This window comes from Vibrio sp. SG41-7, assembly GCF_014164465.1.
In the GTDB taxonomy this organism is placed as follows: Bacteria; Pseudomonadota; Gammaproteobacteria; order Enterobacterales; family Vibrionaceae; genus Vibrio; species Vibrio splendidus.
In genome coordinates this window covers 29084-52907 of the sequence record NZ_JACJFF010000027.1, presented here as the reverse complement: position 1 = coordinate 52907, position 23824 = coordinate 29084, and the positions used below count along the sequence as shown (strand labels likewise).

Annotated in this window: 22 protein-coding genes and 6 pseudogenes; 10 read left to right on the top strand and 18 right to left on the bottom strand. The window is 41.9% G+C overall.

Features of this window, described 5'->3' with window-relative positions:
- Positions 1-909: 909 nt before the first annotated feature.
- The 3 pseudogenes from H5300_RS09890 to H5300_RS27900 form a co-directional block, all read right to left on the bottom strand.
- A pseudogene (locus H5300_RS09890) lies at positions 910-1652 on the bottom strand (transposase); the annotation flags it as partial.
- 19 nt (positions 1653-1671) lie between these two features.
- A pseudogene (locus tag H5300_RS09885) lies at positions 1672-2649 on the bottom strand (ISAs1 family transposase).
- Between the two features lie 89 nt (positions 2650-2738).
- Positions 2739-3002, bottom strand: a pseudogene (locus H5300_RS27900) (IS110 family transposase); the annotation flags it as partial.
- A gap of 135 nt (positions 3003-3137) precedes the next feature.
- Between H5300_RS27900 and H5300_RS09880 the strand changes: the two are divergent.
- A pseudogene (locus H5300_RS09880) lies at positions 3138-3323 on the top strand (helix-turn-helix domain-containing protein); the annotation flags it as partial.
- A 241-nt stretch (positions 3324-3564) separates the two neighbouring features.
- Here H5300_RS09880 and H5300_RS09875 read toward each other — a convergent pair.
- From H5300_RS09875 to H5300_RS09860, 4 genes are all read right to left on the bottom strand, one after another.
- On the bottom strand, positions 3565-3732 hold the full coding sequence (locus H5300_RS09875) for an AlpA family transcriptional regulator (RefSeq protein ID WP_017081606.1): 168 nt from the start codon (positions 3730-3732) through the stop codon (positions 3565-3567).
- 128 nt (positions 3733-3860) lie between these two features.
- Positions 3861-4295: an inovirus-type Gp2 protein gene (locus tag H5300_RS27895; protein WP_310736119.1), complete on the bottom strand. Its 435-nt coding sequence runs from the start codon at positions 4293-4295 to the stop codon at positions 3861-3863.
- Between the two features lie 237 nt (positions 4296-4532).
- Positions 4533-4802 (bottom strand): AlpA family transcriptional regulator, encoded by a 270-nt coding sequence (locus H5300_RS09865; RefSeq protein ID WP_182795881.1) that lies wholly within the window; start codon positions 4800-4802, stop codon positions 4533-4535.
- A gap of 164 nt (positions 4803-4966) precedes the next feature.
- The gene (locus H5300_RS09860; protein ID WP_182795880.1) at positions 4967-5692 is read right to left on the bottom strand and encodes a hypothetical protein; all 726 of its coding nucleotides are present in this window, start codon (positions 5690-5692) and stop codon (positions 4967-4969) included.
- A 153-nt stretch (positions 5693-5845) separates the two neighbouring features.
- Between H5300_RS09860 and radC the strand changes: the two genes are divergently transcribed.
- The 5 genes from radC to H5300_RS09835 all read left to right on the top strand — a co-directional run bounded on the left by radC (position 5846) and on the right by H5300_RS09835 (position 8821).
- Positions 5846-6322, top strand: a complete 477-nt coding sequence (radC, locus tag H5300_RS09855) for a DNA repair protein RadC (RefSeq protein ID WP_182795879.1) — start codon at positions 5846-5848, stop codon at positions 6320-6322.
- On the top strand, positions 6319-6753 hold the full coding sequence (locus tag H5300_RS09850; RefSeq protein ID WP_182795878.1) for a DUF2787 family protein: 435 nt from the start codon (positions 6319-6321) through the stop codon (positions 6751-6753). The genes radC and H5300_RS09850 overlap by 4 nt, the downstream gene beginning before the upstream one ends.
- Before the next feature lie 98 nt (positions 6754-6851).
- Positions 6852-7298 carry a DUF2787 domain-containing protein gene (locus tag H5300_RS09845; RefSeq protein WP_182795877.1) on the top strand — a complete coding sequence of 149 codons (447 nt, stop codon included), beginning with the start codon at positions 6852-6854 and terminating at the stop codon, positions 7296-7298.
- A gap of 82 nt (positions 7299-7380) precedes the next feature.
- Positions 7381-8154 carry a hypothetical protein gene (locus H5300_RS09840; RefSeq protein ID WP_259397667.1) on the top strand — a complete coding sequence of 258 codons (774 nt, stop codon included), beginning with the start codon at positions 7381-7383 and terminating at the stop codon, positions 8152-8154.
- Between the two features lie 379 nt (positions 8155-8533).
- Positions 8534-8821: a hypothetical protein gene (locus H5300_RS09835; RefSeq protein WP_182795875.1), complete on the top strand. Its 288-nt coding sequence runs from the start codon at positions 8534-8536 to the stop codon at positions 8819-8821.
- A gap of 45 nt (positions 8822-8866) precedes the next feature.
- Here H5300_RS09835 and H5300_RS09830 read toward each other — a convergent pair whose 3' ends face one another.
- Positions 8867-9127 carry an AlpA family transcriptional regulator gene (locus tag H5300_RS09830; protein ID WP_182795874.1) on the bottom strand — a complete coding sequence of 87 codons (261 nt, stop codon included), beginning with the start codon at positions 9125-9127 and terminating at the stop codon, positions 8867-8869.
- Positions 9128-9816: 689 nt separating this feature from the next.
- Positions 9817-11301, bottom strand: coding sequence for a hypothetical protein (locus H5300_RS09825; RefSeq protein WP_182795873.1), 1485 nt, complete (start codon positions 11299-11301; stop codon positions 9817-9819).
- 434 nt (positions 11302-11735) lie between these two features.
- Between H5300_RS09825 and H5300_RS09820 the strand changes: the two genes are divergently transcribed.
- Positions 11736-12374 carry a hypothetical protein gene (locus H5300_RS09820; RefSeq protein WP_182795872.1) on the top strand — a complete coding sequence of 213 codons (639 nt, stop codon included), beginning with the start codon at positions 11736-11738 and terminating at the stop codon, positions 12372-12374.
- An 18-nt stretch (positions 12375-12392) separates the two neighbouring features.
- On the opposite strand, the pseudogene H5300_RS09815 reads toward H5300_RS09820, so the two are convergent.
- Positions 12393-13076, bottom strand: a pseudogene (locus H5300_RS09815) (site-specific integrase); the annotation flags it as partial.
- A gap of 266 nt (positions 13077-13342) precedes the next feature.
- Here H5300_RS09815 and H5300_RS09810 point away from each other — a divergent pair.
- The gene (locus H5300_RS09810; RefSeq protein WP_182795871.1) at positions 13343-13972 is read left to right on the top strand and encodes a hypothetical protein; all 630 of its coding nucleotides are present in this window, start codon (positions 13343-13345) and stop codon (positions 13970-13972) included.
- A gap of 232 nt (positions 13973-14204) precedes the next feature.
- On the opposite strand, the gene H5300_RS09805 is transcribed toward H5300_RS09810, so the two are convergent.
- On the bottom strand, positions 14205-14876 hold the full coding sequence (locus H5300_RS09805) for a GntR family transcriptional regulator (protein WP_182795870.1): 672 nt from the start codon (positions 14874-14876) through the stop codon (positions 14205-14207).
- Positions 14877-15500: 624 nt separating this feature from the next.
- Here H5300_RS09805 and H5300_RS09800 point away from each other — a divergent pair.
- Entirely contained in the window at positions 15501-15698 is a 198-nt protein-coding gene (locus H5300_RS09800) for a hypothetical protein (RefSeq protein ID WP_182795869.1), read from the top strand.
- Between the two features lie 648 nt (positions 15699-16346).
- On the opposite strand, the gene H5300_RS09795 is transcribed toward H5300_RS09800, so the two are convergent.
- The 5 genes from H5300_RS09795 to H5300_RS09775 all read right to left on the bottom strand — a co-directional run bounded on the left by H5300_RS09795 (position 16347) and on the right by H5300_RS09775 (position 21385).
- Positions 16347-16613 (bottom strand): DUF2850 domain-containing protein, encoded by a 267-nt coding sequence (locus tag H5300_RS09795; RefSeq protein WP_182795868.1) that lies wholly within the window; start codon positions 16611-16613, stop codon positions 16347-16349.
- 101 nt (positions 16614-16714) lie between these two features.
- Positions 16715-17665 (bottom strand): hypothetical protein, encoded by a 951-nt coding sequence (locus H5300_RS09790; protein ID WP_182795867.1) that lies wholly within the window; start codon positions 17663-17665, stop codon positions 16715-16717.
- Positions 17666-17977: 312 nt separating this feature from the next.
- Positions 17978-19180 carry a tyrosine-type recombinase/integrase gene (locus H5300_RS09785; protein WP_182795866.1) on the bottom strand — a complete coding sequence of 401 codons (1203 nt, stop codon included), beginning with the start codon at positions 19178-19180 and terminating at the stop codon, positions 17978-17980.
- Between the two features lie 216 nt (positions 19181-19396).
- Positions 19397-21043, bottom strand: coding sequence for a chaperonin GroEL (groL, locus tag H5300_RS09780; RefSeq protein WP_182795865.1), 1647 nt, complete (start codon positions 21041-21043; stop codon positions 19397-19399).
- A gap of 51 nt (positions 21044-21094) precedes the next feature.
- Entirely contained in the window at positions 21095-21385 is a 291-nt protein-coding gene (locus tag H5300_RS09775) for a co-chaperone GroES (RefSeq protein ID WP_004733324.1), read from the bottom strand.
- A gap of 433 nt (positions 21386-21818) precedes the next feature.
- Between H5300_RS09775 and H5300_RS09770 the strand changes: the two genes are divergently transcribed.
- On the top strand, positions 21819-23162 hold the full coding sequence (locus H5300_RS09770; protein WP_182795864.1) for an MATE family efflux transporter: 1344 nt from the start codon (positions 21819-21821) through the stop codon (positions 23160-23162).
- A gap of 83 nt (positions 23163-23245) precedes the next feature.
- Here the strand turns inward: H5300_RS09770 and H5300_RS09765 are convergent, their stop codons facing one another.
- Positions 23246-23542: a HigA family addiction module antitoxin gene (locus H5300_RS09765; protein WP_017067998.1), complete on the bottom strand. Its 297-nt coding sequence runs from the start codon at positions 23540-23542 to the stop codon at positions 23246-23248.
- Positions 23542-23818: pseudogene (locus H5300_RS09760) on the bottom strand (type II toxin-antitoxin system RelE/ParE family toxin). The gene H5300_RS09765 and the pseudogene H5300_RS09760 overlap by 1 nt, the downstream one beginning before the upstream one ends.
- Positions 23819-23824 lie beyond the last annotated feature (6 nt).

The following is a 23824-nucleotide window of genomic DNA, read 5'->3' as shown; positions in this document are numbered from 1 at the left end:
ACCTAGTTGGTTATTACAACCAGTATCGTCCACATCAATATAACGGTGGATTAACACCAAATGAGTCAGAACGACAGTTCTGGTTCCCTTATAAAACTGTGGCCAGTTTTACTTGACCACTTCAAACGATGATCTAATATTGCTTTGCAAGCACTCACCTCGTTCAAACCATCAGAACCCAACCGCATCAATACATTCCACTCGTTTTGTGAAACTTCAAATGCACCAACAGCCAATAAAATTTTATTTACATGGGTCCGACTAACCATAAACAATGCTCCTCAAGCCTTCCATATGGCATGAAAACAATAGCCTCCCTCCCCCTCCAAAGCCTCTCAAGCGCTCTGAACGAAGATTTGGGGAAATCTTAAAAGATACGTTATATAAGTATTAGACGCTTTAAGAATGATTTACAAGATAAAAATCAGAGTGTTCATTTGAAGCAAGAGCCGAACAAGACGTTTATCTGCGGTGACATTGTCCATAAGCCATTAATGCCCAATGTTATCGAAACAAGCCTAAATATCACCCTCAAAAACCCATTTCGCAGATCTCTTCAACGCCAAACATTTTAAATATTCATCATGCTGACTACCCAGCACTCGCCCGATTAGTGTGGTTATCAGGACAATTTTCTTCTCACGGTTCGGATCTCGAACGGGATATTCCCGCTCTTCGTTATATTGTCTGAGCCGCTTATGTAGGCTCTCCGCTGTCAACAACAAAATGGGCTATCGATCAATTAATGCGTGCTTATGTACGAGTTCTGACAGGGTAGCGAACCCAGACTCTGTGATATTTACGCGGACCGGTAAACAATTCTACTTTACGAGCTTGATGCTCTTTGCGGCTCACTGTTTTTGCTGGTTGATTTTCATCTTCGATTTAGCATTTTATTGTTTGAATACATTAACAATCTAATATTATTTTTGCCTTGTACTCAGTGCCTTGGGTTAGCATTGCAAAAGCGGTTCTTACCGTTTTATTAGCTAAAGCCACGGCAGCACATTTAATGCCTCGTCTAGCGACTAAGTCCTGTATCCATTTTTCTTTGTAAGTTCTAGCATCTCGTCTGTTAATGTACCTGACACTTGCTGCGGCACCAGTAATTAACTGGCTCCGTATCGTTGTGTTTTTGACGTGTTTACCAATCGAACCTATCTTGTTTTTACCTCCACTAGAATGCTGTAGAGGGGGCAACCCTATACAGGCGGAAGCATCTTTTCCTTTAGCAAAGCTACCTAATTCGGCACAGCCCAGAGCAATATATAGATTGATAGCATTTATTGGCCCGACACTTTCTAGCTTCAGTAGTTTTTTATATTCGGGGTGAACTTCAATTGATGCAAGCATTCATCATAGCTCACAAGTAACTCTGAGACCGTTAAGTACAGCTTCTAGGCCTCATCTAGTGCTTTCCTAAATTCATCTGAGAAGCCGTTGCTGACATCTTCAAGGGTTGATTATATTGCGGCGCGCAAGCCACCATTACGACTACTTGAGTTGATATTAAACTCAGCTAACAAGGCAACAAGTTGATTACCGATCGCTGTTTTTTGCTTACTACAAAGCTCTCTTAGGCGCGTTGTGGACTGAAGCTGTTACTGCTCAATTGATTTTCCTGAAATGAAATTAACATCGGGTAGCAAAGCAGGGCGAGCGCATGAGTGTCTAGTTTTTCACCACCTGACTAAAGCCAGCACTTAATACTGCCTCTAGCATGGACGTATTCATCATACATCGCTTTTGCTTACCAACAATGCTTAGCTTGGTTGACTCTTCTCAGAGCATGTTCAAGCTCATATGACGTAGGCATGATAGGTTCTCTGCACCGTGATCTTTATATATCTGGCATGCATCTTCATCCATCGTCACATCAAGTACTTAGTGCATTGACTCTATGCCCCAATGTTCTCTGACTGCCATAGCAGCTTGCTCTGCACTAAGCTCTTTGGAGCTGATATAATAACGGTACTCTAGGTCGACAGATTTATCTTTCTCAAGGCGAAAGTTTTCAACCATCACAATGCTCTTCAAGCCTTTCCAGCGTGAGAAATTACCTTCAAGTTTTGTACTGTCAAAAACATAGCATTGACGAGGCTCTATACGGCCATGTCCTTGCTCAAGAGAGGTGTCATCGCCACATTGGCTCGCTAGAAGAGAATGCCTTTTCTATTGCTTGTCTGAGTTTTCCTTGGTTGCTCTTTACTTCAAGCAGGTAGTCTCCGCCTTGATCTACAATGGCTTTAGCAATCTTGGTTTGACAGGCCATAGCATCAATGGTTACTAGGGCCCCCTTGATATCGAGCATCTTTATCAGCTCAGGAATCGCTGTAATTTCATTGCTTTTTTGTTCGTTTTTTAGCTATCCCAGTACGAGCTTGTGGGACGACGCATAAGCACTAATCCTATGAATGGTGCTCGCCCTGTCTTCACTTTTGTAAGAGCCGCAAAGTGTTTTGTCATCAATCGCAATCGCTTGACCTTCGGTAAGACTATGTATTCAAGAATATCAAACCAGCCTTTCGCGCCTGCAATTACCGCACATAACGAGCCCCAAAGGACATCAAACTGGCAATATGTGACCTTTGCACTTTGGCGTTGGTCGATAATCGTTTGAAAATGTTCTTTGAAGTGGTCAATGTGCATGATGCTCTCCCTAAAAAGGGAGTATATGATCACAGCTAAATGTGATCGTCAAACCGATCGTGCTTTTGATTAAAAAACGTTCACGACCTCACCCTGGGTAGCAAATTCGCCTGAACGATTGCTAAAGCCTCATTTTTGTCAGTTTTCTGGGATTGCCTAACTGAAGCTACAAGTTTGGCAGAAACAAGCTTTGCATCGTGACCGTTACGTAAGGCTTGTTGTTTCCAGTAACTTGATGTTGAACACGCTTCAAATACCACTGTCATCGGTTTTGAGTTAACAAAAAATAAGGTAAATTCGTGAGGTGTCATTTCGTCATTAGAACGCACGGTACGGTTTGTAGTTTTACCGATTAACGCGTAAAGCCTCGCCCGATCCGAGGGCGGGGATACAAGCGCATACCGCGAAGCGGTATCTTCACAGACGTTGATTATTTCTGTAAAGTCTATCACATGAAAAGAGCGTATAAAGAATGATTCTACCCAAATGAGCAGCAAACCGAACTACTAGCAAAGTCGTTCGGTTGTTGTCGTTTCGTTTGGAATAACTCGCTCAAATACCGCACCGATGCGTTCTATGAGCGTGGTGAATCTATTGCTCACTCAGTGTTAGAGAAACGCTTAGTGCCTTTGAAAGCGGAATTCGAATGGCTGAAAGAGGTCTCCAGCGTGTGATGAGTACAAGTTTACGGTACATCAAAGGTTAGGTGCGGGGAGTCTAATTATCTACTTTATTCAGCTTCTTCTGGTAGTACAGGAGGTTCATTCATGAAGTGATGAACAACGCTTCATACGATTTCAGGTCACACGGGCATAAACGTATTGGTGCTGTTCACACCGCCACTCGCTTTTTTGTTTATCGTTTCCTCTCTAAAAAGCATAAAGCCAGCAGCTTTCGCTACTGGCTCGGTCATTGTTATGCTCGATTCTCAATCCACTCATCCAATTCATGCTCAACCCATGCGGAGGCTCGCTCACCGAGCGATACATTGTGAGGAAACTCCCCGTTAGCCATCATCTTGTAGATGGTCGACTTACTTAACTGCACTCTTTCTATCACTTCTTTTAAACGAACTAATCTCATGAAATTTTGCCTCTATGGTTATCACTCATGAGATAGAGTTGAAGTGTAAAAATTTCCCTAACCTGATATCGGTTGGCAGACTTGTAGGCCTTCCCGTAATTGGCCTCCGCTCCTGTTAGTAACATCAATCATGCTTGCGCTGGTGGACTCGCGGATGATGGTTGTCTTTTCTTTGACCTTTTTTCTCTCGGTACTCTCGGCTTCCTTCCTTTCTTTTTTGATTTACTGACAAATAAACCTATCGTGCTTTCTGCGTCAACGTCATGATTTATGGTGATTTTGGCTTGCCTGCTTAGTGCGTAAAACAAGTTATGGTGTTGGTAGTCAAAATCCTCATTCTCTTTATTGAGTTCAAGCAGAGGTTGAGTGAGAAATGAGCAAAAGTCACTAATATCGTCTTGAGTCGTTTGTGTGGTCTTTGCCCACGTTCGCGTAATGTCTTTCGTCAGTTTTTTTCTGATTTGGTATTCATTTGCCATCGGTTGATAGGGAGTTGCATCTAAAAACATCGTAAAGCGGTAACAGGTAGCACCAGAGTCCAACTCTTCCTTTTTCCAAATCACACTTATCTTGTCATGCTGTCTATAATGACAGAATCGATAAAACCACTGATTGAATAACGCCTTGGCTTGATAGTTGTGCTTTCTGGGTATACCCAATCGAAACCGAAATACATAACTGTGACTAAAACGACTTAAGACGCTTCGATAAGCAAAGTAGAATTTTTCTATCAGTGGCAACGAAAGCCCCCATCCACCGTATCGATTTGGTACTCACGGAAACATTCACTCTCAATCACATTATCTTCCATAACGTTTCTCCTGTTTTGCTTTCAACTCTGCCTGCTTGATTAACTTCTCATCTCGCTCTTGAATCTTTTCCAGTATCCAATTTTGAATATCTTGATATCGCCAACCAATGGCTCTTACGCCTAGCGACACGGATTGAGGGAAAGTACCTTCCTCCATAAAGCTGTAAATAGACGCTCTGGAAAGACCGCTGATATGGATCGCTTCTTTAAGTCTTATCAAGCGATTCGAGTGTTCAGTGTTTGAATGGTTTGGGTTCATGATTATCGCCTTTGTTGGTATCACTCAAACAAAGACGCAGGTCTGTATTTTTTATCTCAACAAGTCTCAGTCGATCTCATACTGAATTTATTCCCATCGACTCATAAACCGATGGAAACTGTCACAGAGAGCAGCCCTTCCTTAACCTTGGGGTAAGCACAGACCTATTTAGTTACGTCAACTGAACGACCAATGGGCTGTCTCTTGTTGTGCTTACGAGGGTAGAACCCTTCGAGGTGATGGAAGCGGTGTGAGGCAGGGGGCGTGACACCAGGTCCAATACCAGCAAAAGCGCTCTCAAGTGTTTCTATGGCCTCGCGGTATTGTGGACTTCCCGGTCTTAAACAGATAAAGGGTTGGCCCGGTGAAAACTGCACTAGATGCGTCACCATATGGCTACCTACCATTAAGGCACTCGCCCACGCCATACTGACCCAACGTTTAACCTGCTTCTTAATGTCTTCAGGCTGATTTCTACCAAATGCTTTTAGGTTGAAGGTCACAGCAACAAGAAATTGCACTGAGCTATCTTCTACTTTCAACCGCTTATAACTCACCAGTATCGGACAACCAAAACCACCATTGCCTTGCTTCTTCAATTGATGAGCTTGATTTTGTAATCGATACAAAAAGTCATGCATTAGGCGGTCACCTTCTCGTTGCTTCTGTACCGACGCTCTGAGTTTCAGCTTTACCACCAGCCCATTCGGGTAGAGATTCAGAAAAGTAGATAACTGTGACTTAGGTGAATCGCTCTCTATCATCCAACGCTTCATCCCCCCACCTCTCTTACTCTCAAAGACTTGAGTGTCCATGTTTTTATGGATGGCGGCACATGCCAACCGTCTGTCATGCATTCCAGCTTTAAGCCGGGTGAGTCGACTGCTCATTGTGATGTCCTCATCTCTTAATTCACAAATGAAGTTCGGTCAGTAAAAAAGCCCTAAGAGGTAACTGCTCTGTAGAAAGGCAGATAGGTCGATTCAAACAAATCTTAGATACATATCATCGAAGTGCGTATGACCATTAGAAGGAATTCATTTATGCACAAATCAAACAGTAAACATTATTCATTTCAAGGGGCTGTCTCAGAGCACCAGATATTAGAGAAAGCCGTCGAGATCTTAGAGAGTCGATTGGTCAGCGGGGATGCCTTTACACGTCCGAATGACACAAAAGCCTTTTTACGCTGCAAGCTAGGAGAATATGAGAGAGAAGTCTTTGGGGTGATGTTGCTTAATAACCAACATCAGTTGATTGAGTTCAATGAGTTGTTCTTTGGCACGATTGACAGCGCTTCAGTGTATCCACGAGAAGTAGTGAAGCTGGTACTTGAGAAAAATGCCTCAGCAGTGATTTTTGCTCATAACCATCCATCGGGTGACTCCAACCCATCACAAGCTGATAGACGCATTACAGAGCGTTTAAAGGATGCTTTAGCACTGGTTGATGTGCGAGTACTCGATCACATTGTGGTGGGCAGTGATTGTGTCTCTTTTGCTGAGAGAGGTTGGCTATGAATCGTGTTATCAAACGTAATTTCAAACTCGACTTGTTCCACCAGCTTGTCGAGCTATTGATTGAGCAATATGACATTCCCACCGAAACAAAACGAGTGGCGCTTAATCTCAAGGTCGCAAGCTTCTATCGCAACCGAAGCGGGATACAGCCCATAGAGGTGCAACTTGAACGGGCTAACCCTAACGAACCTTGGGAAGTGCGGTTTATCGCTTCTTTTGATTACCCCACACCAGAAGCTGAGAGTGTTGATGTAGCTTTGTACTTCAACTTCAAGCATCAATGGTTCTACCAACCTGACATCCAACGATGCGAGCTCAATCGGCCTGAGGTGCAGTCGCTCTTCATTAGCTGGCTTAAGGCGTTCACCAATCACCTAAAGGCATCACAGTTCGATACACAGACGTTAACGGTTGTCAGTCAATTCCAATAGCCACTGTCTCTCAGCTTCAAACATCCCCTCCACATTCGATTCAAACCAAACTCAGATACATATCATTGACCTGAACAAAACGATTGAAAGGAAAAACTATGAAACCTCAAACACTCACCATCACAGCGCCATACTCGCCAGTCTCTCAGAAGCTTAAGAGCCTGTTGAAAAGCAAGATGGAGACATTCTGGAAACAGAACCCAACCAAGAAGGACTGTGAAAGCCTCACCATTAACTTTCGAGATACCACTTACAGTGCTGAAGCGGGAGGCTATCACCCAGTAGAAATCATGTTGTTGAAAGAAAATGAGAGCCAGTATCAAATCCAATACCTCACGGACTTTGCTTACATGGGTAGCATCTACCCAGAACTTGAGCGAAATGTGGATTTTGATATTGCTAACGGGCAAGCGTTCATTGCCCCTATGGGATGGCAAAGCTGTCACAACCAATCCATTGTGGAGTTCTACTCTCTCTGGGAAGGTAACTTTCTTGCTTACGTACAAATGGAGGCTTATGACGAGATTAAAATATCGATGAGCTAAAGACGCCATCGGCCAGATAGTGACGCACCCATCGCTAGGATGATTGCCATTCTATCAATCAGCCACCAGCAGTGACCTAACAATGACAACAAGGGATAAAGCCAGTACCACAGAGCAATTATCATTGGTGTTTGAGTTGTATCGACGTATACCACAAGGTCGAAAGGTGACGGCTAAGCAGCTTCAGGCTGAGTTAGCCGATGCGGGGATGTATCGAGGCATCAGAAGCGTACAGCGTAATCTTGATGTCATTGTCGATTATTTTGATGTCGACAAAGACACTCGAAGTAAACCTTTCGGTTACAGTCGCGGAATGTACAGCCAACCAACCTTAAGCGCTAGGGAGCTTGTCTTACTACAGCTTGCTAAAGCAACCCTCAGTCAGCAGCTTCCACCATCCTTGGAGTACGCCATTGATTTTGCATTCAGCCTGTTACGAGCCCAGCCACGCTCTCATACGGGAATGCATCCACCACAAGGAGATACAAGAAAGGCACATGCACTCATTGATGAACTTAACGCACCCGACCTGCTAGGGGAGTTTTTCGAACCCATTTCAGTGGCACTGGTTCATCAAAAGCAAATCACGCTTACCCTTACATCCGGTGAGCAGATAGAGCAAGTTTCACCTGTTGGTATTACGACTACCGCAAGTGAACTTTATCTCGTCTACCAAAACACACTCAACGATTACGACGACCTTCCTTTAACCTGTATTGCTAAACTGAAAGTACTGACCTTCTACTTTGATTACCCGTCAGACTTTCAATTACATCAATACCAACTCAAGTCAGAGCCTCAGCGCTCAACACTGCAAACAAACAATATCACTCCGTTGATTGCATCGGACAGATAGTGACGCACGCAGTGATACCTTACTTCTGTTTCACAAATTCAATGGAACCTACAGGGCACTTACTCCCTTTCATGTTCCATTGAACCATAGCGCAATCAAAGTAAAGTATGGAGCACTAATCTTACATCAACTCCATTAGGTTAGTGTGCAAGGCAGAACTGTGCTTTGCGAATGGCTGCGCCATCAACCGTCTTTAGCTAAGACGAACAGTGTTAAGGGGGACGGCCGCCCCCTTAGTATGGCCTAGTCGAAACAAGCTTAACTGAGACGCATATTATTAAAGAAAACCCTATTTTCCGACCATTTGCGTTTACCCCACCTGTCGTCACTTCGTTGAGTTTTACCTAATTAATACACACATCTCAATTGGAGAATCATCATGAAATCAATCATTACTAAAGTCATTACACTGACTGCTTTAACCCTTTCAATGAACGTAAGTGCTGCCAGTGCTATTGATGCACTCAGTGTCGAATCGATTAAAGCCACCCTTACACCTGAGCAGATCCAACAATCTCTCAACCAATGGAAAGAGCGTGAACTGAAGCAGCTTGAAACACGCGCACAAGCTATCTCAGATAGAGCGCCTATTGAAGCAAGGCGAGAGCTAGTGAAATCTCAAATCGAACAAGAATACAAACAGACAGCGAAAGCCTTAGGCTTGTAGTCTGTTGATTATCAGAAAGGAGCATTGCGCTCCTTTTTTTTTGCCCTAGTATCGCAAGTAGGGGCTGACTCTTCTCTCTGGGGGAACATAGTGAGGGCTTTTCTTCATTTCAGCTTGCTCTCGTTTGAAGTTGCTCTGGCTAATCATATTCAGTAAATAGTCGTCGACTTGAGATTCCTCCCAAGCTACCGCGCGATAGGCAATTTGAATACTTGCAGGAAATTTACCAGCAGCAATTAAGCGATAGAGTGTCGCTTTGCTAAGGCCTGTTTTATCAAGTACTTCACGCATTCGAATTAATCTCATCATGACCTCTGTATCTTGTTGTTGTAAAAGTAATGACTTCCTTGGATGCCAAGATATCTAGCCCCATAGGGAATCAAGTAGTCTCATACAATAAGGACAACCACTGAGTTTATTTCAGATTAGAAGCTATACCACCACCGCCTACATTGGGTGTTACCTGCCTATTGAGCCCAACACATCGCTTCTACTTGAATCATTGTAATCAGCTTACTGTAACGAACCTATCCACAGAGTAAGAGTGTATCTATTGGGTAGGTATGATTAATTGAAGCTAGGTTACATCGTCCTGTCTAATGAACTGTTCTTAGGGTAGAAAGGATCACATGCTTGTATCCCTGCTTAAGGCAGTAGAAGGGTTATGATCCATAGGTTCAATATCACTGCACTCTCTGGTGATGTAATGTCTAAACAGAATGGTATTGAATTGATTGTTACTGACATTGGTTAGTATCAGAGTCTTGAGGACTCTTCTTGGTTGAGTAGTTCTTTAGAAAAAGAAGAAAAGAAAAAGATTTATAATGTTGTCGCATAGTCATGCTCCTCTAAGCATTATAAATCCTACCCAGTCTTCTCTACTCACTTAATCCAGCAGACACAACTGAATCTCTTCAGTCATGCCTGCTAGGTAAGAGCATCATGCTGATGCAGACACTCTCTATACAATAGGGGTGAGATGAGTATTTTTTTATTTAACTCTGTTGAGGTGCAGACTTAGGGACAAAGATTTGCTCTATATCTTGGATTGCTAGCTTCGGTTCAACGTCTTGGGCTCTATCTGCAATGAGCAAAGTGACTTCTTCATCTTTATCTACCAGTAGTTTGGTGTTCTTCTGGTTTCCACCTTCAAGTATGAACTGGAGTATGTACTGAAAACAGAACTCTTCAAAAACTGCGACAGGAATAACAACACATTTATTGATGCGCTGCTCTCCCAGACCACTTAGCTTAAGTAGTTTTTTGTAGCGTTCAGCCATGTTGAACCCAAGCGTTAAAATTAATCGGGTTAAAACGATGTGTTGCCAGTATAAAAGGGAACTACCTTGCACTTTATCATCAATGCTCAGTACATCGTTTAAGAAGAGTGAGTCATCCAAAAGTCGTTTTGTTCGTTGAAGTGGTGGCAGTGCATCTATTACTTGCTGCTGTTTGGTAAGAGGAACTGATTTCGAGAGGGAGAGCAACTGAGTAAGCCTTTCGCTACATTGATTAACTTGGAGGTCACCAATACTATTGAAAGAGTGTAGCATGAGCTCAGAAGCCACCTGACAAACCCACTGGTGCAAATGGTCATGAAATATTGGGTTGCGGAAAAAATGAATCACAGACTGGATAGGGAAACCAACTATGCCCCCAACTCCGCTCTCTCCCATAACCCTAGACCACTGATAATATTTAAGCTTGCCTCGGTGAGTTGTCTTTCTGTCAATATCCCGTGTATATCTATATGCCTCAATTAAACACGTTACCTCAGTGCTTTCGTTATAGTCATAGGTAACATCGTTGAAATCCAAAAGAAGCGAGCTTACGTTCTCAAAGCTGTCTTTAAGAAAAGGATGGTCAATGTTTAAGTAATAACTCCCTTTCGTACGTCCAAACAACTCCTTCCCGGTCATGCCTGCAATATGACACTTCACCAAACCTAGTTTTTTGAGAGTGTTCAATTGAGATTTAAAACGCTCCGCACTGATGTTGCCCATCATCTTACGGATCTGCGTGGAGCTTATCTCTTCGATGACTCCTAGATCATTGCTATGCAGCAGTAACAAAGTCAGAAATAAACGATTAGATGCCCGGAACGGTTGGCGTTTTTTGATGCCGTCACTGCCGTTTATTGGTGACCGAGTTCCCTTAATTAGCTTTGAGAGGTCGTTTTCTAACAGCCGTATTATCGCTGGATTCTGGGTAGCCATAACCTCTGGAAGTATCCCGATATCATCATGAATGAGAAGTACTTTATCGGTCAACTCGTAGCAGTTTTTGCCACGTCCTTTTAGTGCGTACAGCTCTCTAATCTTGATGCACTGGCTAGCTTTCAAGGCTGAAAATAGAGATGAAACCGTGTTGGTACTCACACCAAATTCTTCTGATATCTCAATTGTTTTCTTACTAAATTCACTGTCAAGTCCATACTTTTTAATAAGACATAATAGTAAATAAATTTCTTCTGCTTTCACTTTCTTTAACCACTATCAACACAGGTGATTGAGGATATAATATAGGGTATATATAACAAATTGTAATGTGTTTTATTTCATGTTTATTGATAAGTTTTAACTCGTGTAATCAAATGTGTTCGAATGTTTGTTTATGAATCCGTTTGAAATTAGTCCTTAACAGGATTACTTTGTTCTAAATACAGAATAAACGTCGGTACATAGTGTTAGAGTCGAAGTTAAATCTTGAGATGGAAAGCCGGTTAAACTGGCTCACAGTGAGGGATGGATTACTAGGGTTATGGCTGGTGGACTATATCTAAGAATGACCGTCGATGTTTCTGTTTGAAGAACCAGAGCTTGAACACATTAGGCCACTTTTGAAAGACCAATTACGTGAAAATTTGACTTATGACTGAACAGTATTTCATTCAATAACTAAACTAGGTATTCACATGACCAAGAGCAAAATGATCAAAAGACTGGATTGGATAGACCCAAAAAATCCAGAGCAGGCAAGTTGGATCTGTACTTACCTAAAAGCAAAGAATTGGGGGAGTGATAAGGCAGACATCGAAGGGTACATAGATCCAATAGGGGAGTTTCTAAAAGCAGCCTATGAGCTTCCAGAGAATGCGGATACACGCGAAGCAATGCGGAACATGAAGGCTGCATGGAAGCAGTGGGAGAAAAGAGAAAAAAACCGTACGTCCAAAAAAATTTCTGAAGGAGCGTATACCATCTCTCTCGCTGCGCGAAAAGAGCTGGAGAAATTGGCGAAACAAAAGAAAACTAGTTTTAGTAAAGTAATAGAATCTTTACTGATGAGTGCTAAAGATATTGAAAAACTCCAGAGAGAGCTCAAAAAAGAGTTAGATAAAGATAAACGTCTCGGCCGCTATAACATTGATTTCTTTTCGACCATATTTTCTAACGATGCGGTAACAGAGCAAGCCAAACTACTCACGCAAGAGCTTGAAACTAAGGTAGAAGACCTGAAAGTTCAACTGTCAGAATTAACTGACAAAAACAAACAACTAGAAAATGCAGCGAAGGAAGCGCAAGACGAACTCCATGACTACCTAAACTCGTAAAAATTGACAGGTGACGCTCTAAGCTAACTTTGGCTGAGACAACGGTACTACATTTTCGATGGTAAGTGTTTGTAATTTTTCACCCCAAGCCTGCAATACAGATAACTGCTCATCAATATAGTCATGGTGATTATAAACTCTTAACATTCCGGGTAACTGGTGACCTACCGTCTTTTCGATGGCAACAATATCCAACCCCATCTCACTACAGCGGCTAATGAAGGTACGGCGCAAATCATGTGGTGAGAAGTGCTCTAAGTCTGTCGGGATATTACGTTTGATCAACGCACGCACTGCTGCTGGCTCTTGGACTTTATCGGCCGTCAGTTGAGGCCAAACCAACTTCCATTTACTCGGCACGCTTGTACGCTGCTCTTTGAGAAGAGCGAGTAGATAGTCACTTAAAGGGACCTTGCGGTTTTCTTGGCTTTTGGTGTGACGCAGCTCCTCTGAACTGGCTGGAAGTAACCACACCTTTTCTTCCAAATCTAATTCACTCCAGCGCATTTCGAGCACCGCACTAATATGTTGCCCACAACCAAGTAAGAACAGCATCAAACGGATGTTAGATGGGTCTGTACGCCAAGAAGGCATACTCGTTAACAAAATCTTTAGCTCGACGAAACTGAGGTGTCGTTTAGTGACCTTGGAGCCACCGCCAACATCTCTTGCTTTCAACTGTGGTGCGGGGTGGAAGCCTGGCAGATTCAATAATTCTTGCTTATCATGGTTCACCTCATTAGTGATTGTACTCACTTAACTCAGTGTCCAATGATCTGCTGGTTCAAATCATTAATTTGTGAACCTGTATGAGCTTCTGATAAACATTCAGATTAAACATAAAAACAGAACGTTGCACGATAACGATAAATATAAGAGAATTGTTATTTTATGGCACAACATTTGAAATAGATGTAAATAGCTGGTGTGGATCAGATACATCACTTAAAAATTCTTAAGGAAACTCAATGACACCCCAACCGATTAAAAAACTAACACAACTGAGTGCGCTAATTTTGATGATTTTTGCCGAAGAAACACGCAAAAACCCAGATTTTGTTGCCTCTGGTTATGACATTACTCAAATGATCAAAGAACTCCGCCTAAAGTTTAACCATCAGCAAGTCTATCGTGAAATAAATAACATCAGCCTATTAAGCATCAAGCGCATAAAGCAGACAAACAAGCCAGACAAGAACAACTTCTATCTTACCGATCCCTCAATAGAAGCCATTGATAACCTTCATAACCACATCAACTTTGATCCCAAGAAAACATCTCTGAAGATTTTCTTAGGATTTCAGCACCTTGGAGCAGTAACAGAAGCATATAAGTCCATGGCAAAGTTCACTGAAAATTTCATTGAGCATGAGATTCAATTTAAAGCCAAACTTGAAAGATTTGGCTCGCGAGGCGAGTTCGATGATGCAATTTATAAACTAGAACTAAAAGAGCACTACGATCTTATAAGAGCCTTAGAGCAACATTTGATCAATATATCTGTAAACACATTAGGCGAAGATAAGGCGAAAAAATACTTAATCGAGTCAGCTAACCTTGAACTCCGTCCTTTTCTTGGGTTGCTTTTATCCAAGTGATCTCCTTCCTCTGCTACGGAGGAGGGGATTACTACAAATCAGCATGCAAGTAATACCAATCACAGTAAGTCAGTGCTCAGAAATAGCGCAGGAAAAGACTTGAGAACATTAGATGAAGTTTTTTGATAAGTTATTCTACAATCAAAAATTCCAACGCCGTTATCAAGTATTTTCACCAGCTAGGATGAATCGTTATTTACTACGATTGGTATAACTAGAGGTGCAGGACTACCTACACCTTCTCAAGAGTCCTTTCCGCTTGTATCATTAAGTTCAGTAGGTACTGATCTAACAACTTAGTCGCTTGTTCTATATTTTTAGATAGTGCGTACTTCATTATCATTTCAAGCTCACCTATATTAAATATCTCATCGGCCGTGCTTTCAGATGATACCGCCAAAAATCGATAGCGTTTCACCTGATTGTTTAGACTATTAAAAAATTCAAACATACTCTCGGAGTCGGCACCGTCAAGCAATGCAAGATGGAACTGTTGATAGCGCTCTTCCCATTCTAGAAAATCAAACTCTTCCTCTGCACTATTCAACCGTGACAGTTTATGGTAGGAAGTAAGGAGCCCCAACTCCCAGCCTTCATCACTCGCTACAATCGCCTTCCGGAGCAATACTGGGGATATCGTCCGAAGGCTCCCGTACAAGTCATAGAGTTCTCGTTTTGAGAGTTGAGGAACCCAGCAACCTTTTTGTGGCACCATCTCAACATACTTATTCCACGACAAATATACCAAGGCCTCGCGTATAGGCGACGCCCCAACTTTATATTTATTTTTTAGATCGGCAACAACCAGTTTTTTACCAGGGGGGAATTCACCACTTAAGATATCTTGGCGAATCATTTTCGATACTTTCTCAGACAAAGTAGGGGCAGACATTCCAAACCTCATAATACTTACTTCCTTAATATGCCAGTAAATTTTCTATCAAAAAAACTAACAACACAAAATTCCATTTAAAAGCAAATGGTATATCTCACCAAAAGGTTAATCAAGATTTATCTTCTTATTGTCAATTTCTAAACTTGCTAATTATAATAAGCAAATCCCCCCAAAAAACGCCAGCCCACAAATCACCCGAGATATTATAAAACACAATTAAAAATCAAAAAAACATCAATGCCTATTCATATTTTGATATATTTATTCAGCCATTGAAAACTCAGTATAACGCCACTGCCGAATAAGAGGGTTTAATGTCGGTCAATAGAAATATTAGATTAAAAAACCAAATAAAACTTAATTAACGGCCAGTTAAGCTAGATTGTATGTAAAATTAAGATTTGTGTTGGTATTTTATCAAGTGATTCACATTCAGGTTGCTTATATCTGATTACAAGCTATTGTTAAGATAGCTTGAATAGTTAATGAGCCCTCAATCAAAGACATGTCTGATCGAGAAATCGTCCCAATCATTCTTAGATTTTTACTTTTAATAAAAAACAAAAACACCTAATTCAAAAAACCAACCATCAAAATTTAGATCAGGTCATTAAAATTTATAAGGAAAAAGTTATGGATCAATTAAAAATAGAATACCTCAGACATAATATTGATCACCTCACTATCAATGAGTTATCTGAAGATTTGAATGTCCAAGCTCAAGACATCATAGAAGCTATCAGCCAAACTGATATTATTGAACATTTAATATCCGAAAAAGACGGTCGTGACTCCGACCTTTTGATTAGTAGTAAGGCTTTCGCTCAATAAAGAAGGGGTCGACAGCTTTAACGCGTATCTCTGACGACTTCAGAAAGGCAATTTTTTTCGAAAGAGCCATTTGATGCGAGGTATCAAGTATGTTCTGGCAGAGAACACCATATAATCTTCAGAATAACAAAACGGAATTATGAACTTTCGTTTGACTGAAATCTCAGTATATCATTAAATAATTTCATGATTATTTTCCGAAAGCAGTAATCATTCTTTTATATCAAGATTCCCATAGATAGCAGAGCCAACGCTGGCTTTTCTTATAACCGACGAATAACCATGGCGCACCCACTTCACATATCAGTTCGACATTGGCGAGGTCAAAAGAAGTAGTTGTGGCTTATTGAGCTACGAGATTTTTTAACACATACGCTTCACAGTTAAATATTTAACCATTATGAGATGCGTCTGTTTCTCTAATATCAACGCTATTCAGGACCATATCCACCATTTTTCTTTAACTCCCGATTTATAAGCTTCATAACCATAGTCGAGTATGAACGCTTGTAATCTAGACTACGAAAATGCTGAAAACCAGCATAACCAACCCCATATTTGCGAGCGAATTCAGTTTAGTCCCGAATTCAACTACGAAGTGCGACACTCTCCAATATCAAACTAACCTTATATTAAACTTACTGTTATTCACTGTTTTAAAAACATTTTCTGCTCGTTAGGTGGAAACTTCTTTGTTAGAGTTAATTTTTCCTCATTACGATTGAAAATATAGACATTCTTCCCTGAGCCAGTATGAAAAGTCAACACATTACCGTCAAATTCAAATGAGGTACTGATTAACCGATGATTTACCTTCACCCCTCCTTCAAATAAGTATAATTCTTCTTTCTGGTAACTAGGTACATCAAGCTCCAACCACAACCCATATAGACTATTTGGGTTAGAATAAATCATATAAGTGCTCCTCCCCCACCAGACTAAGCTAAAAATCAGCAACACTGATATAAGGATAGAAATAAAAAGTTTATTATAATCTAAACTCATAAATTTTAAACTTAATATCCCTTATTTTCATTGACATTTACTTCAGACAAGTCGACATTCAAGCCAACTTTACGCAATAGTTGATTCAAAACTTTAATGTCGCCTTTTAGATTTATCACTCTTCTCATAGATAACAAATCACCTTCAATGAAATATTGTATTTTTTTGTTGGAAAGTAATATGAAAATCGCTATTTTAGCTAAGCTAATATCACAATCATTACCTTTAATTCTATAGGAACTGTATAACGTTGGGCTAGTAATATTAGTATCAAATTTTTTAGGTAAAATTTTGTTACTTATTTTTAACAAGGAATTTTCAGTGCTCAATGCTTTTTCCACTTTACTCGCTGCTAGTTTTTCTTTTTGGGCAATGTATCGATTAACCTCTGATTCTTTTAAATGAGAAATAATTGATATACAAAAAAGTATAACCGAGGTAACAATAAAGGCCACCATAATAAACAGCAGCTCTTCACTTGCTTTAGTATAGGTTTGTTTTATTATGATATTAGCGGCTTGAATATCATAAACAATCTCAATAGTCTTAATATCATCAAAGGCAATATAAGAATCTAATGTCAATGTATCGAGATCTACATTGTTCTTAATAATATCTAAAGCTTTATCATAATGATCAATCATGGACATTAAGTCTGCATGGTTTTGTAGAATGGTGGGGTTACTCACTCCAACTATCACTGTATTTAATTGCTTAAGGTTAGCAACATTGTCTTTGCCTTGCTTATAGTATTCAGGATCCCTTCTCAAAAGATAATTCTTTACGTTATGGATTAAGCCACCATACCCTAAATCTTGAAGCATAACTAACGAATAGTTCTCCGCCCTCTCTCTTATGGTGCTAATTTCATTTAAGGCATTTTTTTTTGAGACAAAGAAAAATACACCGCCCAGTAATATAAGAAGAGAAGTTATAGATAGTATAGATGTTCCATTTTTCAAATCAGACCTCCATCAAAATCTATCAGCTAATGCTAGCAGTCAACAAGCCTCGATAAAGCGACGATCCGAATCTCACCCGCATCTCAATAAAGTGCCGTTACAATTAACTAAATTCATCTGTTATCGAACATCACACCATATCATCACCCCACAAAGAAAGGCAAACAAAACATTAACAAACTCGTAACGTTAATATTTTTCAACAGAATACATACACCATCTAGAAACATACCGAAGCAGAACGACGGACCTCTTGTCTAGCTAAATATAGCTCGCATCGAGTATGTCGCACAGAAAACATAGAGCATACCGCTAACAACCATCTGATAAGTCCCCTAAATAATCAGACCAATCTTGCATAAGTTTGACTCTCTCAGCTAAATAAAGTGAGCGATTATAAGCCCTTGAAGTAGCGGTTCCCGTCAAGTGAGCCAATTGTGTTTCAATTACCTCTGAATTCCAGCCTTTCTCATGCAAAATCGTTGAGGCTGTGCTTCGAAACCCATGCGCAGACATCACGTCTGCGGGATACCCTAAATCTCGCAACCGATTCGTTAGGATATTTTTACTCATGGGCTTACTGCTATCTCTTTGGTTCGGGAATACAAGCGAAGAGTAACCGGTTACCAACTTAACATCCCTTAACTGCTCTGCGACTTGTTTTGACATGGGCACTAAATGTTCTCGATTACGTTTCATCTCTTCTGCAGGAATCCTGATTAAACACGCGTCAAAATCAATATAGTCCCATTTTAGATTTCTTATTTCTCTTGGCCTTAAAAAGACCCGAGGAAGTAATTTAAGCGCTTCCACAGTGCAATAGTTACCCGTAGGCGTTGTATCGATATCCTTGATCAGTTGAGCCAGTTCAACTGGATTCACAATTGCGGCTCGATGTTGAACTTTAGGTAGGGGCTTTAATATGTCTCTGAGTGGTAATCCTTGAGCGGGGTTGCTTCGTGTTAGTCGATGAGCTAATGCATAGCCAAACACTCGATTGATAACAGCAAGTATGTTAGGAGCTTTCTTAGGCGCACCAGCTGCCTCAATAGCTAGCATGAGATCCGTGATGTGCCCGGCATCAACCTCATCAATATGAAGGTTACAGATACTTTTAGAGTCAACCATTAGCCAACGTCTAACCCGCGCGGCATGATCCGTTGACCAAGAATCTTTTTGTTGCTCCCACCACTTTATAGCCACGGCTGAGAAAATATTACTTTGGTCAACACTTTTACTACGCTTCCTTTCCCTTCTCTCATCCATAGGATTAATCCCATGAACCAAAGATGCCCGAGCTTCATCAGCTAAATCACGAGCCTTAGAGAGCGTTACTGTGGGGTACTTCCCTAGAGCCATCTCTTGGTACTTCGATGAGTACCTAAAACGAAAACGCCAGAGCTTTGAACCATTACTTTTTACAAATAAAAACAATCCATTACCAGCAGATCTCTTGATTTGAGACTTACCTTCAGGACACGATAAACTATCTATTTCCTTTACTGTTAGTGACATTTACAGCTCCCATGCGGGGTATCAAATGTGGGGTATAACCAAAATATACCACTAAACTTGAGAGTTAGGAAATACATGATACCCCTCATTACCCTCACGATTTTCATAGAACCAGCTATACGCCCTTGGACTTCACTAGACGATAAACATTAAAAAAGCCCGTAAACACTGGGCTTACGAGCTTTTAATGGACTTTACTGGATTAAGCCAGGTCGTTTACATCATGCCGCCCATACCACCCATACCGCCCATGCCACCCATATCAGGCATTGCAGGGGCTGAATCTTGAGGCTTGTCTGTCACCATCGCTTCTGTTGTGATCATAAGACCAGCAACGGATGCTGCGAACTGAAGTGCAGAACGAGTTACCTTAGTTGGATCTAGGATACCCATAGCAATCATGTCGCCGTATTCGCCAGTCGCCGCGTTGTAACCGTAGTTACCTTCGCCAGCACGAACGTTGTTAGCAACAACAGACTCTTCATCACCTGCGTTCTTAGTGATTTGACGAATCGGTGCTTCCATTGCGCGTAGTGCAACGCGGATACCTACGTTTTGCTCTTCGTTGTCGCCTTCAATGTTAGCCACTTTAGATGCAGCGCGGATAAGTGCAACACCACCACCAGCAACCACACCTTCTTCAACTGCAGCGCGAGTCGCGTGAAGTGCGTCTTCTACGCGGTCTTTCTTCTCTTTCATCTCAACTTCAGTCGCAGCGCCAACTTTGATTACTGCAACACCGCCAGCTAGCTTAGCAACACGCTCTTGTAGTTTCTCTTTGTCGTAGTCAGACGTCGCATCTTCGATTTGTTGACGGATTTGAGAAACGCGACCTTGGATCATCGCTTCTTCACCCGCGCCATCGATGATGGTTGAGTTTTCTTTAGTGATCGTTACACGCTTAGCTTGACCTAAGTCTTCTAGCGTTACTTTCTCTAGGTCTAGACCGATCTCTTCAGAGATAACCGTACCGCCAGTTAGGATAGCGATGTCTTGTAGCATTGCTTTACGACGGTCACCGAAACCAGGTGCTTTAACAGCCGCAACTTTCACGATGCCGCGCATGTTGTTTACAACTAGAGTTGCAAGCGCTTCGCCTTCTACATCTTCAGCGATGATTAGAAGTGGACGAGATGCCTTAGCTACTGCTTCTAGAGTCGGAAGAAGTTCACGGATGTTTGAAACTTTCTTGTCGATAAGAAGGATGAATGGGCTTTCTAGATCAACAGAACCTGCTTCTTGGTTGTTGATGAAGTAAGGAGACAGATAACCGCGATCGAACTGCATACCTTCAACCACGTCTAGCTCGTCTTGTAGAGCCTGACCTTCTTCAACCGTAATTACGCCATCACGGCCTACTTTTTCCATCGCTTCTGCAATGATGTTACCTACTGTCGCGTCAGAGTTTGCAGAGATAGTACCTACTTGCGCGATAGCTTTAGTATCAGCACATGGAACAGAAAGACCTTTTAGCTCTTCAACAGCAGCAAGTACCGCTTTGTCGATACCGCGCTTAAGGTCCATTGGGTTCATGCCAGCTGCAACCGCTTTTAGGCCTTCAGTGATGATAGCTTGAGCTAGAACTGTAGCTGTAGTTGTACCGTCGCCCGCAGCGTCGTTCGCTTGCGAAGCCACTTCTTTAACCATTTGTGCGCCCATGTTTTGGAACTTGTCTTCAAGCTCGATTTCACGTGCAACAGAAACACCATCTTTAGTAATAGTTGGTGCGCCAAATGATTTGTCTAGAACAACGTTACGGCCTTTAGGGCCTAGCGTTACTTTTACTGCGTCAGCCAGAACGTTTACACCTTCTAGCATTTTAATACGTGCGTCGTTACCAAATTTAACGTCTTTAGCAGCCATCTTTATTTCCTTTAAAATTCTTTATTAAATCAGTTCAATGTGTGGCGCGGATTACTCAACGATCGCCATGATGTCGTTTTCAGACATGATCAGAACTTCTTTGCCGTCGATCTTTTCAGTTTTAGTGCCGTAGCCTTCAGAAAAGATAACTGTATCGCCAACTTTAACGTCCAATGGTTGTACTGAACCATTTTCTAAAATGCGGCCTTTGCCAACAGCTAGAATAGTACCGCGCGTTGATTTTTCAGCGGCAGAACCAGTTAGAACGATGCCACCAGCAGATTTAGATTCAACTTCTTGGCGCTCAACGATAACTCGGTCGTGTAGAGGACGGATATTCATCGGTCGGATCTCCTGATAATTTCCATTTAATTTGATAGTTGCCACGATTGGCATGGGGTTACCCAATATGTTGGGGCGATGTGGAAGAACCCAAGGGGGAAAAGATAAAAATTGTGATCTGAGGGGCAGATACGGGATGCGAGTAAACGAGATGCGAAGAGCTTAAAGATAAGAGCAGATGCGAGATACGGGTAAACGAGTAGCGAAGAGCTTAAAGGCAGATGCGGGATGCGGGTAAACGAGTAGCGAAGAGCAGAAGACAAGAGAATCGCCTTCTTTGTTTTTGCTTTTCGTATCTCGCATCCCGTTACCCTCATCTAGCTATTTGTATCTGCTCTTCAAGCTCTTCGCATCCCGAATCTCGTTTACTCGCATCTTTCTTTCCAAGCCGCATCTGTTTATCCTACGCTTTTGGTTTCTATCGGCGTTTTGCATGCAAGATAAGCACGGGCTATTAACCGCCCCAATTGAGAGTACATTGCGTACCATGACCATACCGACCATATTCGGTATGGTGGCGATCTTGATGTTTAACCTCGTCGATACTTTCTTTATCTCATTGCTCGGTACGCAAGCCCTTGCTGCGGTGAGCTTTACCTTCCCAATCACCTTTGCGATTAACTGCATCACCATGGGGATAGGTATCGGCCTTTCGACGTGTATTGGGCGGTTGCTTGGCCAAGGCTGCGCGCAAAATGCGGCGAGATTTACCTGCCATGGATTATTGCTCGCGCTACTTCTCGTCTGTTGCGCTTCCGCCGTTGGCATTATCTCACTCGAACCCTTATTTACTTTATTAGGTGCCGAAGCAAAGTTACTGCCTCTGATATCCGAGTACATGCTGATCTGGTATGTCACCATTCCCCTATTAGTGATCCCAATGGCAGGCAACAGTGCCATTCGTGCCAGTGGCGATACCAAGACGCCCGCTAAAATCATGATGCTGGCAGGGTTAATCAACGGCGTTCTCGACCCTTTGCTCATTTTTGGATACGGCCCCTTCCCTGAATTAGGCATTCAAGGCGCTGCAATTGCCAGTGGTTTCAGCTGGTTTGGTGCTTTGTGTGGCTCACTGTACGTGTTGACCGTGCGAGAAAAACTGCTTGCTCCTCCTAAGCTGAAAAACATCGTCAGTGACTGGCGACAAATCCTAAAAATAGGCACACCAGCCGCTCTGTCTAACGCTCTGAATCCATTAGCCGGTGCCATCATAATGATGATGTTGGCCAAACAAGGAACCGAAGCCGTTGCTGCTTATGGTGCTGCCCAGCGTATTGAGTCAATTCTTATCATTGTATTGATGTCTCTGACTTCAGCACTTACACCTTTCATGGCGCAGAACTTTGGCGCAAACAACCCTCAACGCAGCTTTAAAGCACTGTTTCTCAGTATGCGTTTTGCCGTGATGTTCCAAGGTTTGATTTTCTTAATGATGGTGCCGCTAAGCATTCCTTTAGCCGCCCTGTTCTCTCAAGAAGAATCCGTACGAGGCATTTTGTGGCATTACCTGTTGGTCGTCCCCTTTAGCTATGGATTCCAAGGTATTGTGATGATGCTGATCAGCGGCATGAATGCCATGCATCAACCACTCAAAGCCTTTCAATGGAGCTTCATGCGTTTGTTTGTCTTTACCTTGCCCTTTGCGTGGATCGGCAGCCAAATTGATGGCGTCGAAGGACTGTTTATAGGCTTAGCCTTGGGGAACATTGTCGGTGGTGCTTCAGGGTATTGTTTTGCACTTCGTGTTAGAGCTAAAGCAGATACGGGGTGCGAGTAACCGGGATGCGAAGAGGGATAGTACAAACCAAAAACTGGAAGACAAACGCTGACTGCGCAGCGCTTAGTCCATCTTCGTTATATTTATGTCGCTAAAGCAAAGTTGATCGTATTTACCTTCGCTAGATTAACGTTCTGTTTTGCTTGCCACAGATCATAGTGATCCTGCATTGTTAACCAACTCTCCGGAGTTCTACCCAATGACTTGGAAAGACGTAAAGCCATTTCAGGAGAAACTGCACTTTGGCCTTTAAGAACACGATTCAGCGTAGAAGGTGATACATCAAGTTGCTTTGCAACAAAACGACAGCTATAACCAAACGGTTCCATATATAGGTCATAAATAAACTCACCTGGGTGAGGAGGGTTGTGCATACTCATTAGTGATAATCCTCATAATTTAAAATATAGGCATTACCATCAATAAATTCGAAAGTAATACGCCAATTACCATTTACTGTGATTGACCAAATACCATCTCTATCCCCTTTTAATGGGTGAAGCTTAAACCAGGTAGATCAACATCATCAATAATGGTTGCAGTATCTATAGCTGCCAACTGCATCCTAAGCTTACGCTCATGCTTAGCTTGAATACCGGCTTTGCTGCCAGTCTCAAAAAATTTTTGAGGCCTTTATGCTTGAATGTTTTAATCATACAGAG